10 protein-coding genes are annotated in these 12,734 nt (G+C 58.8%); 7 read left to right on the top strand and 3 right to left on the bottom strand.

All coding sequences use genetic code 11. From position 1 onward, the window contains the following. The 3 genes from ACOCLD_RS14180 to ACOCLD_RS14170 are packed head-to-tail and all read left to right on the top strand — an operon-like array spanning position 1 to position 3,776. On the top strand, positions 1-1,005 hold the full coding sequence (locus ACOCLD_RS14180) for a transporter (RefSeq protein WP_422909620.1): 1,005 nt from the start codon (positions 1-3) through the stop codon (positions 1,003-1,005). A gap of 17 nt (positions 1,006-1,022) precedes the next feature. Then, positions 1,023-2,615, top strand: coding sequence for an outer membrane protein transport protein (locus tag ACOCLD_RS14175; protein ID WP_422909619.1), 1,593 nt, complete (start codon positions 1,023-1,025; stop codon positions 2,613-2,615). 9 nt (positions 2,616-2,624) lie between these two features. Next, positions 2,625-3,776 (top strand): MalM family protein, encoded by a 1,152-nt coding sequence (locus ACOCLD_RS14170; RefSeq protein WP_422909618.1) that lies wholly within the window; start codon positions 2,625-2,627, stop codon positions 3,774-3,776. A gap of 64 nt (positions 3,777-3,840) precedes the next feature. Here the strand turns inward: ACOCLD_RS14170 and ACOCLD_RS14165 are convergent, their stop codons facing one another. Genes ACOCLD_RS14165 through ACOCLD_RS14155 form a run of 3 tightly spaced genes read right to left on the bottom strand, consistent with a single transcriptional unit; the run spans position 3,841 to position 6,900 of the window. Next, positions 3,841-4,827, bottom strand: a complete 987-nt coding sequence (locus ACOCLD_RS14165; protein WP_233685136.1) for an alpha-L-glutamate ligase-like protein — start codon at positions 4,825-4,827, stop codon at positions 3,841-3,843. 4 nt (positions 4,828-4,831) lie between these two features. Then, entirely contained in the window at positions 4,832-6,358 is a 1,527-nt protein-coding gene (locus ACOCLD_RS14160; RefSeq protein ID WP_422909617.1) for an inactive transglutaminase family protein, read from the bottom strand. A gap of 5 nt (positions 6,359-6,363) precedes the next feature. After that, positions 6,364-6,900 (bottom strand): ATP-dependent zinc protease, encoded by a 537-nt coding sequence (locus ACOCLD_RS14155; protein WP_392539736.1) that lies wholly within the window; start codon positions 6,898-6,900, stop codon positions 6,364-6,366. A gap of 301 nt (positions 6,901-7,201) precedes the next feature. Between ACOCLD_RS14155 and ACOCLD_RS14150 the strand changes: the two genes are divergently transcribed. Genes ACOCLD_RS14150 through acnD form a run of 4 tightly spaced genes read left to right on the top strand, consistent with a single transcriptional unit; the run spans position 7,202 to position 12,630 of the window. Next, positions 7,202-7,933 (top strand): GntR family transcriptional regulator, encoded by a 732-nt coding sequence (locus ACOCLD_RS14150; RefSeq protein WP_422909616.1) that lies wholly within the window; start codon positions 7,202-7,204, stop codon positions 7,931-7,933. After that, positions 7,930-8,814: a methylisocitrate lyase gene (prpB, locus tag ACOCLD_RS14145; protein WP_392539738.1), complete on the top strand. Its 885-nt coding sequence runs from the start codon at positions 7,930-7,932 to the stop codon at positions 8,812-8,814. Before ACOCLD_RS14150 ends, prpB begins: the two co-directional genes overlap by 4 nt. A 31-nt stretch (positions 8,815-8,845) precedes the next feature. Further along, positions 8,846-10,006 carry a bifunctional 2-methylcitrate synthase/citrate synthase gene (gene prpC / locus ACOCLD_RS14140; RefSeq protein ID WP_090386799.1) on the top strand — a complete coding sequence of 387 codons (1,161 nt, stop codon included), beginning with the start codon at positions 8,846-8,848 and terminating at the stop codon, positions 10,004-10,006. Positions 10,007-10,017: 11 nt separating this feature from the next. Next, positions 10,018-12,630: a Fe/S-dependent 2-methylisocitrate dehydratase AcnD gene (gene acnD, locus ACOCLD_RS14135; protein WP_422911814.1), complete on the top strand. Its 2,613-nt coding sequence runs from the start codon at positions 10,018-10,020 to the stop codon at positions 12,628-12,630. Positions 12,631-12,734 lie beyond the last annotated feature (104 nt).

Below are 12,734 nucleotides of genomic sequence, written 5' to 3'. Positions count from 1 at the left end.
ATGAGAGTTTTGCGTTGTGTATGGCTGGCCATACTGGCAGGTGCTGCCAGTTCAGCGGTGTATGCCGATCCGGCGTCTGTTGATCAGGCGCGCGAGGCATTGAGCAAGCAGGAAGATGACGCCGACAGCGCCAAGGCACTGGAAGAGGTGTTCCAGGCTGCGGAAAAAAGCTACACCTTGCTGAAAAAGGGCGAGCGGACCCTGACCTATGGCTTCGATTACTCGCTGCTGCGCGATACGGTTATCGAGACTGTACGCACCGGTAACAACGTATTCAGTGTTATTGGCCAGAGCGAGGCGCAGCACACTTTCACCAACTCGTTCACCTTTGATTACGGCGTTTGGGACAACCTGACCTTCAGCGTGCGTTTGCCTATGGTCGCCAAGTACGACACCGAACGTGATCTGAACGCCTACAGCCTGGGCGATATCTCCGCCAGTCTGCGCTGGCAGCCGTGGACTTCCTTGCGCGGTAAGCCGGTCACCACTCTTTACGCAACCCTCGGGCTGCCGACCGGTAACAGCCCTTATGACATCAATTCACAAAGTGACCTGTCTACGGGCAGCGGCACCTATAGCTTGGGCGTCGGGGCGAACCTGTCTTATGTGATTGACCCCGTGGTGCTGTTCGGTTCGCTTGGTTATACCTACAACATGCCCATTACGGGCATCGGTCAGGTGCGTGGTGGCCGTTTGCTTGAAGAAGTTGACCCTGGCTCGTCTTTCTCGCTGAGCATGGGCTTTGCCTATGCCTTGTCCTATGACGTGTCATTGGCGACCTCCTACCAGATGTCGCATTCGCTGAAACCGACCTTCACTTTCGCTGACGGTGAAGCTGAAGGCAAAGGCCAGACCAGTGCGGTAATGAACTTCTCGCTGGGGTTGCGTACTTCGCCGGAGCGTATCGTCAACGTCAACGCAGGCTTCGGGATGACCGAGGACTCGCCGGATGTGCTGTTGGGCATCTCCATGCCTTTGGATATCAAAGGCCTGAAGGCCCAATAGACGCGAGCGAGTATTTCATGAACATGCGAATTTCGCTGCTGGCGCAGACGATTACTTGGGCCGCTGCGCTTTATGCGGGTGCGGCACAGGCTCAACTGGCTCAGAACCTGACCATTGGCAGCCCCAAGGCCATGGCACTTGGTAATGCGGTAACGGCCGACTTTACCGGTATTGACTCTGTGCACTACAACCCGGCTGCCTTGAGCAAGCTCAAGGGGCGGCAGACAACGGTCAAGTTCATCACCGGGATGATGGATATTCGCGCCGAATTCGATGCGCCGGCCGGTTATGGCAGCAACTTTCTTGGTTTGAATGATGATCCTGTAGCCAACTCGTCCAGCCGTGCAGGCGCTGCCATGATGTACCTGCCTGGTGTGGGTGGTGCTACCGAGTTGCCCATGCTTTTTGCTCCGCTGGCAGGGTTGTCGATCAACCCGCCGGGGTCGAAACTCACCTTTGCAACCAATATGTACACCCCGCAGGCGCTCGGCTTTGCCCGTGATGACGATGACCCGGGTCGCTATCAGGGCAAGGAGTTGGTGCTTCAGCGGCTGACCTACTTCTCGCCTTCGCTGGCCTATCAGGTTAACGATGAGCTATCGGTTGGTCTGTCCATCGGCTTTTCTCATCAGGCCATGGCTCTCAATCAGGACTTTCGTGCGCCGGGCATCCTTACTGGGTTTGTCGGGGTGGCCCAAGATGCGCTGTGCGCTGTGAGCGGCAACCCATTCGAAATTTTTCTGAATATCTGCGGTGGCGAACTGGGACCGTTTACTGATATCGCCAATATCGATATCGATATGCAGCAGACACTTTCGCCAACCTGGAACGTTGGTTTCCTCTGGGAGCCGAACGACTGGTTTGCCCTCGGTGCGGTGTATCAGAGCGAAGCTCGGATGCGTCTGAAAGGGCAGTATGTGGTTGACTACTCGCAGAACTGGCAGGGGTTCTGGCAGGGGCTGGACAGTTCGTTTATCGGCGCAGTTTTTAGCACGATCACTCCGGACGGACTTTTTGATAAAGAGCGCGGTAATGTCTCGCTCAATATGACGTATCCAGCCCATTTCGCCTCTGGTATCAAGTTCAAACCGCATGACCGCTGGCAGATCAATCTGGATGTGAAGTGGACAGACTACGAGGCTTGGGATCAGTTTGAGCTGGAGTTTGATCGACAGCTGGATATCTTGACCATTGCCAGTTTGTTTTCGCCGAAAAACGCAACCTCGACCACCATCATTCTCGACCGCGGTTATGAGTCGGTATGGAGCTGGGCGATAGGTGTGGAGTATCAGGTCAATGACCGTCTGAGCCTGCGCATGGGTTATGAACCGCGACCTTCAGCGATTCCGGCGAACAAGGCCGATGTTCTGGCGCCGCTGGGCGATGCCAAACTCTATGGGCTGGGCCTGGGTTACCAGTGGGATAAGGACACGGTGATTGATCTGGGTTTCAATTACCTGGTCAGCAAGCAGGACATCCCGGCGCGCTCCAGCTGCAACATCAACTGTTCGACCATCGACAGCATGGTGTACAACCCCTATGCCGATCTTGATGTGAAAACCAGTGTTAAGGCCTATGTGCTGGCCTTGACCTATCGCACCACTTTCTAGGTTTCTGCTATGCGTGTGCTGTGGGTTCTGTTCGGGTTGTTAGTCTGCCAGTCCGCGGCTGCCAACGGCCGATACCTGACCTGGGTTGATGATCAGGGCAGGGTGCATAACACCTTTGTGGGCGACCGTTATGCGGCCCATCAGCGTGCGGCTGCCAGTACGATCCAGCGCAGTGATCAGGCACGTTTGCGTGACGATGCGGGGGCTGGGAGTTGGCCGGGCAGTAAGGGCACGGGTGAAAGCAAGCGGCGTTATTTCACCTGGGTAGATGCCAGTGGCAATCTGCAGAACAGTTTTTACGCCGGCCAGCAGGTTCAGGCTGGGGGTAACGAAGTGCTCCTGGGAACGGGTGAACGTTCCAGTGCCTATATCAGTTCGGATGTGCTTGAAGGTCGCGATTTTGCTCGGGATGAGCAGGATGGCCGCTACTTCACCTGGGTCGATGAACAAGGCCGCATGCGCAACTCCAAAGTGCTGCCCAAGGGCGCCAAAGCGCCAACGCCGACCTTGCACAATGTACCGTTGACCCAAGGGCGAGAAGTGACCTTTGACGCCAAACCTCCAAGCCTTCCGGGGTTGGACGGCCAACCGACGGCGGCCATGCAGGCTCTGCTGGCGGGAACCGAGGCCAAAAGCGAAGGGCGTTATCAGGCACTGCTTGAGCGCTGCTGTGGTCAGTTGAACGAGGATGATTTCACCCCGCTCAGTGCCGATGAGCCACGTTATGAAGAGCTGAATCGCTTTTCCCCCAGCCTGGATTTCCCCATGGGCAAGAGTTACTACGCCGCCCTCAAGTTGCCACGCTCGCAGTATGACTTTGGCCTGCGTATTCGCAGTTTTGCCAACAAGAAGGTGGCCTATCCTTCCTTACTATTTCTTGATCAGGCCAAGCAGCCGACCCGGCTGGTCAGTGATGCGGTGTATCAGTTGCATGCTGAAACCTGGTACCGCTACGCCTTTATCGAGGGCACGGTACCGGTGAGGGCGGCAGCGGGTGAGCACTATGTATTGTTGTTGACCACGGATGAGGATCGCAGCCTGCAAACCCTGGATAACAAACCGTTCAAGCGTCCTTTGCAGGCCTTGGCATTGGATGAGGCGGGTATGCAGAGCCATACTCACAGTGATGAGGGCGCGTTTGAGCTGGCCATTGTGCGTTGAGTGAGCCAAACAGTAGCCAATAAAAAGCCCGGATGATCCCGGGCTTTTTATTGCGCGTCAGATTCTATATCTGGGCGATTGAAACGTGGCCGAACAGCTCTTGCGAGAAGCGCACGCGTTCCTCGGCAGTTTCCACGATGCCTTTCTTGGCCAACTCGGCCAGGCGGGCTTCGACAGCATGGGCGCGATGGGTCAGGCCGCAGTCGTTGGCGATCTGGATATTCAGGCCAGGGCGTGCGTTGAGCTCGAGAATCAACGGGCCTTTGTCCTGGTCCAGCACCATGTCCACACCGATATAGCCCAAGCCACACAGCTCGTAGCAGCCTGCGGCGAGCTTCATGAAACCATCCCAGTTCGGCAGTTGCACGCCGTCCACCGCGTTGGTGGTGTCCGGGTGTTTGCTGATCTTGTTGTTCAGCCAGGTGCCGCGCAGGGTCACGCCGGTGGCCAGGTCCACACCCACGCCGATGGCGCCCTGGTGCAGGTTGGCCTTGCCGCCGGACTGGCGGGTCGGCAAACGCAGCATGGCCATGACTGGATAGCCCATCAGCACGATGATGCGAATATCCGGCACGCCTTCATAGCTGATGCTTTTGAAGATCTGGTCCGGAGTGACGCGGTATTCGATCAGTGCACGATCTCGGTGGCCGCCGAGGGAGTAGAGGCCGGTGAGGATGCTGGAAATCTGATGCTCGATCTCCTCGTGGCTGATGATCTTGCCCGAAACGGTCTTGTACTTGTCCTCAAAACGGTCGGCGATCACCAGAATGCCGTCACCGCCAGCGCCCTGCGCCGGCTTGACCACGAAGTCCGGGCGATCGCCAATGATCGTGCGCAGGTTATCGATGCCTTTTTCTGTGTCGATGATGCCGTACATCTCCGGCACATCGATACCCGCTTCGATGGCGCGCATCTTGGTGATGATCTTGTCATCGACAATCGGGTACAGGTGCCGTTTGTTGTACTTCAGCACGTAGTCCGCGTTACGCCGGTTGATGCCCATGATGCCTTTGGCCTCGAGGGCTTTCCACGTCTTGATCAGACCGAACATGGCATTAGTCCTTGAGGAAGGCTTTGAAGCGGAACAGTTCGGTCAGGCGGTAGCCGCGGTAGCGACCCATCGCCAGCATAAAGCCCACCAGAATCATCAGAACGGCCGGGAAGGTGAATACGAAGTAGTTCAGTTCCGGCACGCTCATCAGCAGGTGCGCCAGGGTGGCAGCGAACAGGGTGCCGATGGCGACCTTGAAGGCATGGCCGCCGCCACGCTCTTCCCAGGTGATCGACAGGCGTTCGATGGTCATGGTCAGAATCACCATCGGGAACAGCGCGACCGACAGGCCACGCTCCAAACCGAGTTTGTGACTGAACAGGCTGATCACGGCAATCAGCACCACCACGAACGTCAGTACCACCGACAAGCGCGGCAGCATCTGTAGCTTCAGGTGTTCGAGGTAGGAACGCAGTGACAGGCCCAACGCGGTAATCACGGTAAACAGCACGATACCGAAGCCCAGCTGGGTTTCGCGGAAGGCCAGGGCGATCAGGACTGGGGTGAAGGTACCCAGGGTCTGCAGGCCGCCGAGGTTACGCAGGATCAGAATCACCAGCACGCCAATCGGGATCATCACCATGATCATGAAAGTCTGCTGAGTTTGCAGCGGCAGGCCGTACAAGCTGTATTCGAGGAAGTCAGCGTCGGTGTTCTCATCGGTCAGCTTGGCCAGGCGGATGGCGTTCATCTCGCTGTTGTTCAGGCTGAAACTGACCTGTGCCTGCTTGCCACCTTCCAGGGTGACCAGGCTGTCATCGCCGATCCACCACACCAGGCGATCAACTGGCATGCCTTGCTCGCCGCTTTCCGGGTTGAAGTACAGCCATTTTTCGCCGTTGAAGCTGCGCAGCCACAGTTCCGGGTTCTGCTGGATGTCGGCTGCCAGGCGAATGGTGTGTACGCGTTCCATCGGCACGTGGGCGATGGACAGCAGCAACTCGATGACCTTGGCTTTGTTTGGCGTGGAAGCATCGCCGCCCAGCAGCAGTTTGACGTTGTCGTCATTGCTGTTGTTGACGCGCTTGATGGTTTCGCTGATGAAGGTTTCGACGTCCGCCGAGTGCTGACGGATCGGTGCCAGAAGCGCTTCGGCAGCAATTTTCTCGGCGCCTTCAACCGGGATGCTGTCACGGAAGATCGGGCCCTTGGCCTTGGCTTGTTCGCCGCTGTAGCGCTTGGTCAGTACCAGGCGGTAGTACAGGGTTTGCTTACCGCTGGCGCGGCGGGCGGACCAGGTTACTTTGCGGTTGCCATCGGCGCGGTTGATGCTCACGCCGTAGTTGTTGGAGATAAAGCTCTCGTTGAGGCTGACGTAATCCTGGGCCAGCGGCGGTACAAACATTTGCAGTTTGACCGGCTCGCGTGGGTTGGCCTGGAATTCGACCTTGGCGTCGATGTTCCAAAGATCGTCAGTCTCATCTTCAGTCATCGGGATGCCGAGGATAAAGATCTGATAAGCCGTAATCAGAACGCCCAGGCTCACAAGGAGTATGACCAGGACTTTCAGATGGAGGGTAAGAGAGCGCATGGGAGTTACTCGCCAGGGTTTGCGTCAAGGGTGCAAGCAGGCTTGCCTGCTGCGTATTTAAGGCTCGGGTCGACCAGTGCCGAAAAGCGCGTGAGTGCATCGGAGCCTATCAACAACGGGTATTGGAATGCACTGCGGTCGGTCAAGTTCACTTCAATTGTGCGCAGGCTGTTGCCCATGCAGACATCCATTTCGATCACTGGGCGCGCCGTGTAGGTTTTCCCTTCCTCAGGATCATAGTCGCCTGCGCGTCGTTTGATCTTGCTGATCCGCGCCAGAGGGCGTTCGATCGGGCTGCTGTGGGCTTCGTCGATGGCCAGGTAGAAACGCACCCAGGTTTCCCCGTCACGCTTGAAACGCTTGATATCGCGGGCGCTGAGCGACGCGGTCTTGGCACCTGTGTCGAGTTTGGCGGCCAGCTTCAGGTCGAGGTCGAAGAGGCGGACATATTCATTAAGCCCATAGACTGTCTTTTCCGCGGCAAGGCTCAGGCCGGGGGCAAGTAGCAGGCATAGCAGCAGGAGGGCGGGCTTTAGTGTCATAAGTCCTGACGGCATGGAATTTATAAAGAAGAAAGCGTCCGTGTGCCTGCCTGGTGGCCGGCAGGTCTGCTTCTGGAGTCTAGCAGGCACTCTGCAATTCCTCTGCGAGCGCTAAACGGGCGGCATTCTAACATGGGGTTTTTCAGTCCGGACAGGCGCTTATGGGCGTTTGTGCAAGTAAGGTCGCGTTGTTAGTTGACTAAAGTAATCTCAAATATTGTCGACAGTTGAGTTGGTTTGTTTGACATGAGTGCGCTCTAGGCGTAATTTTTCGACATTAAATCAGCATAGTGTCGACAATATGTTGGATGTCAGCGAGTCGCATGAAACGCTTCAGGAAGATTCTGAGACGCTTTCCGAACAGGTTTTTCGGCGTATCCAGGCGGCGATCGTCAAGGGCGAAATTGCCCCAGGCAGCAAGATTTCCGAGCCGGAGCTGGCGCGCACCTATGGCATCAGTCGTGGTCCACTGCGTGAGGCGATCCATCGCCTGGAAGGGCAGAAACTGCTGGTGCGCGTGCCGCACATTGGCGCGCGGGTGGTGTCGCTCAATCATGCCGAGCTGATCGAGCTCTATGAAATTCGCGAATCCCTGGAGGGCATGGCGTGCCGCCTGGCTGCCGAGCGCATGACCCAGGCAGAGATCGACGAGTTGCGTCAGCTACTGGACCTGCATGAGCAGGACGCGGCCTTCAAAGCGGGCGTCGGTTACTACCAGCAGGAAGGCGATTTCGACTTTCATTACCGCATCATCCAGGGCAGCGGTAACAAGACCCTGACCCATATGCTCTGTGGCGAGCTCTATCAACTGGTGCGCATGTACCGCCTGCAGTTCTCCGCGACGCCCAATCGGCCGCGTCAGGCCTTTGCCGAACACCACCGTATTCTCGATGCCATCGCCGACCGAGACGGCGAACTGGCCGAGTTGTTGATGCGCCGTCATATCGGTGCTTCCAAACGCAATATCGAGCGCCATTTCTCCAGCGGTACGGGCGCACACACCAAGACAGCCAAACCACGAGGTGAGTCATGAATCAGCTTTCCCCAGGCCAGCGTTTCCGTCAGGCGCTTGCCATTGAGTCGCCCTTGCAAGTAATCGGTGCGATCAATGCCAACCACGCCTTGCTGGCCAAGCGCGCAGGTTTCAAGGCCATCTACCTGTCGGGTGGCGGGGTGGCCGCCGGTTCTCTCGGTTTGCCCGATCTGGGCATCAACACCCTGGATGATGTGCTCACCGATGTACGCCGCATCACCGACGTGTGCGACCTGCCGCTCCTGGTCGACATCGATACCGGCTTTGGCCCTTCGGCTTTTAATATCGAGCGCACCATCAAGAACCTGATCAAGGCCGGCGCAGCCGCCGCGCATATCGAAGATCAGGTGGGTGCCAAGCGGTGTGGTCACCGTCCGGGCAAGGAGATCGTCTCCTGCGAGGAAATGGTCGATCGCGTGCGCGCTGCCGCCGATGCCAAGACCGATCCTGATTTCTTCCTTATTGCCCGCACTGACGCGATTCAAGCTGAGGGCGTAGATGCCGCCATCGAGCGCTGCCAGCGCTACGTGGAAGCCGGTGCCGACGGTATTTTCGCCGAGGCCGCCTATGACCTGCCGACCTACAAACGTTTCGTTGATGCGCTGAATGTGCCGGTGCTGGCCAATATCACTGAATTCGGTGCCACGCCGTTGTTCAGCCGTGACGAACTGGCCTCGGTTGGCGTGGCCATTCAGCTCTACCCGCTGTCGGCCTTCCGCGCCGCCAACAAGGCTGCAGAAAGTGTTTACACCTCGATTCGCCAGAACGGCCACCAGAAAGATGTGATCGAGTTGATGCAGACCCGCGCCGAACTCTATGACCGCATCGGCTACCACGCTTTCGAGCAGAAACTCGACGCCCTGTTTGCCGCAAAAAAATAACAACGCATCAACCGGATTTGAGGAGATAAGCATGAGCGCAACCCCGGAAACCACCCCAGGCTTCAAGCCGAAGAAATCCGTGGCCCTCTCTGGCACTGCTGCCGGCAACACCGCCCTGTGCACCGTGGGGCGCACCGGCAATGATCTGCACTACCGTGGCTATGACGTGCTGGATTTTGCCAACCGCTGCGAGTTCGAGGAAATCGCCCACCTACTGGTGCACGGTAAACTGCCTAACGTCGCCGAACTGGCCGGCTACAAGGCCAAACTCAAGGCCCTGCGCGGCTTGCCTGCGGCATTGAAGGTATCCCTTGAGCAGCTGCCGCCATCTGCCCACCCGATGGATGTGATGCGCACGGCTGTGTCGGTGCTCGGTTGCGTGTCGCCGGAAAAGGACGACCACAACCACCCCGGTGCTCGTGATATCGCCGACAAGCTGATGGCTTCGCTGGGTTCCGCGCTGCTGTACTGGTACCACTTCAGCCACAACGGCAAGCGCATCGAGGTGGAAACCGATGACGATTCCATCGGCGGGCATTTCCTCCATCTGCTGCACGGCGAGAAGCCGCGCGAGTCCTGGGTGCGCGCTATGCACACCTCGCTCAACTTGTACGCTGAGCACGAGTTCAATGCGTCGACTTTCACTTCGCGGGTGATCGCCGGTACCGGCTCGGATATGTACAGCTGCATCGCCGGTGGCATCGGCGCATTACGTGGCCCGAAACATGGTGGCGCCAACGAAGTGGCCTTCGAGATCCAGAAACGCTACGACAACCCGGACGAAGCCGAGGCCGACATCCGCGCCCGTGTCGAGCGCAAGGAAGTGGTGATCGGCTTCGGTCACCCGGTCTACACCGTGGCGGACCCGCGCAACAAGGTGATCAAGGAGGTGGCGCGCGAGCTGTCGCTCGAGCAGTCCAACACCAAGATGTACGACATCGCCGAGCGCCTGGAAACCATCATGTGGGACATCAAAAAGATGTTCCCCAACCTCGATTGGTTCAGCGCCGTCAGCTACCACATGATGGGCGTGCCCACCGCCATGTTCACGCCGCTGTTCGTGATTGCGCGCACTTCCGGTTGGTCCAGCCATGTGATCGAGCAACGCATCGACGGCAAGATCATCCGTCCAAGCGCCAACTACACCGGTCCTGAGGACCTTAAGTTCGTGCCGCTGAAGGACCGCAAATAATGAGCAGCGCGATGAACAGTCAATACCGCAAGCCGCTGGCCGGCACCGCGCTGGACTACTTCGACACCCGTGAGGCGGTCGATGCCATCACGTCGGGCGCTTACGCCAAGCTGCCGTACACCTCGCGTGTGCTGGCCGAGCAGCTGGTACGCCGCTGCGAGCCAGAGCTGCTGACCGATGCGCTCAAGCAGCTGATCGAACGCAAGCAGGAGCTGGATTTCCCCTGGTATCCGGCCCGTGTGGTGTGCCACGACATCCTTGGCCAGACCGCGCTGGTCGATCTGGCTGGCCTGCGCGATGCCATCGCTGAACAGGGCGGTGATCCGGCCAAGGTCAACCCGGTAGTGCCGACTCAGCTGATCGTCGATCACTCCCTGGCCGTCGAATTCGGCGGCTTCGATCCGGATGCGTTCGAGAAGAACCGTGCGGTGGAAGAGCGCCGCAACGAGGATCGCTTCCACTTTATCGAGTGGACCAAGACGGCGTTCAAGAACGTCGACGTGATTCCGGCCGGCAACGGCATCATGCACCAGATCAACCTGGAGAAAATGAGCCCGGTGATCCAGGCGCGCGGCGGCGTGGCTTTCCCGGATACCTGTGTCGGCACTGACTCGCACACCCCGCACGTCGATGCCCTGGGCGTAATCGCTATCGGCGTGGGCGGGCTGGAAGCGGAAACCGTGATGCTCGGTTTGCCGTCGATGATGCGTCTGCCCGATATCGTCGGGGTCAAGCTGACTGGCAAACGCCAGCCTGGCATTACCGCCACCGATATCGTCCTGGCCCTGACCGAGTTTCTGCGCAAGGAGCGGGTGGTTGGGGCTTGGGTCGAGTTTTTCGGCGAGGGCGCAGACAGCCTGTCCATTGGTGACCGTGCCACCATCTCCAACATGTGCCCGGAATACGGCGCCACGGCGGCGATGTTCTATATCGACCAGCAGACCATCGACTACCTCAAGCTCACTGGTCGCGAGCCGGAGCAGGTGGCGCTGGTCGAGCAGTACGCCAAAACCACCGGCCTGTGGGCGAGCGCTCTGGAAACGGCCGAATATGAGCGCGTGCTGAGCTTCGATCTGTCGACTGTGGTGCGCAACATGGCCGGCCCGAGCAACCCGCACAAGCGTCTGCCGACCTCGGCGCTGCACGAGCGTGGTATTGCTGACGAGGCCAAGTTGGCCGCCGGCAAGCTGGAGGAGGGTGAGGGCCTGATGCCGGATGGTGCGGTGATCATCGCCGCCATCACCAGCTGCACCAACACGTCCAACCCGCGCAACGTGGTGGCGGCCGGCCTGCTGGCGAAAAAAGCTAATGCACTGGGCCTGGTGCGTAAGGCGTGGGTCAAGACCTCGTTCGCGCCGGGTTCGAAAGTCGCCAAGCTGTATCTGGAAGAAGCCGGCCTGCTGAGCGAACTGGAACAGCTCGGCTTCGGCATCGTCGCTTATGCCTGCACCACCTGTAACGGCATGTCCGGTGCGCTGGACCCGGTGATCCAGCAGGAAATCATCGATCGCGACCTTTACGCTACCGCCGTACTCTCCGGTAACCGCAACTTCGACGGGCGCATTCATCCCTATGCCAAGCAGGCGTTCCTGGCTTCGCCGCCGCTGGTGGTGGCCTACGCCATTGCCGGTACTGTGCGCTTCGATATCGAGCAGGACGTACTGGGCGTTGATGCGAACGGCAAGCCGATCACCCTGAAGGATCTGTGGCCGAGTGACGAGGAGATCGACGCCATCGTTGCAGCCTCGGTGAAGCCTGAACAGTTCAAGCAGATCTACATCCCGATGTTCGATCTGGGCACCGTGCAGGAGGCCGAAAGCCCGCTGTACGACTGGCGCCCGATGAGCACCTACATCCGTCGCCCGCCGTACTGGGAAGGCGCACTGGCCGGCGAGCGTACGCTCAAGGGCATGCTGCCGCTGGCGATCCTGCCGGACAACATCACCACTGACCACCTGTCGCCGTCCAACGCCATCCTGCTGGATTCGGCCGCGGGTGAGTACCTGCACAAAATGGGCTTGCCGGAAGAGGACTTCAACTCCTACGCGACTCATAGGGGGGATCATCTGACCGCGCAGCGCGCCACCTTCGCCAACCCGCAGCTGGTCAACGAAATGGCCGTGGTTGATGGTACGGTGAAGAAGGGTTCGCTGGCCCGTGTGGAGCCGGAAGGCAAGGTCATGCGCATGTGGGAAGCCATCGAAACCTACATGAACCGCAAGCAGAACCTGATCATCGTTGCCGGTGCTGACTACGGTCAGGGCAGCTCCCGCGACTGGGCGGCCAAGGGCGTGCGCCTGGCCGGTGTGGAAGTGATCGTCGCCGAAGGCTTCGAGCGCATCCACCGCACCAACCTGGTGGGCATGGGCGTGCTGCCGGTCGAATTCAAACCGGGCACCACCCGTCTGACCCTTGGCCTCGATGGCACTGAGACCTATGACATCCAGGGCGATGTATCGCCGCGCTGCGACCTGACCCTGGTGGTCAATCGTCGCAACGGTGAAGTGGTCAAGGTGCCGGTGACCTGCCGTCTGGATACCGCTGCCGAAGTGCATGTGTACAAGGCCGGCGGTGTGCTGCAGCGATTCGCCCAGGACTTCCTCGAGTCGACGGTGGCAGTTTAAGCACCGTGTTGTGGGAGGGGCTTCAGCCGCGATTTAGCTTTAAAGAGCTCGCGGCTAAAGCCCCTCCTACATGCGCAGCCTTCACATAATTTGGAGTGGCTCTT

The organism is Pseudomonas cimarronensis, assembly GCF_049331905.1.
GTDB lineage: Bacteria > Pseudomonadota > Gammaproteobacteria > Pseudomonadales > Pseudomonadaceae > Aquipseudomonas.
The sequence above is the reverse complement of the archived record's forward strand: the minus strand, read 5'-3'. Positions and strand labels throughout refer to the sequence as shown.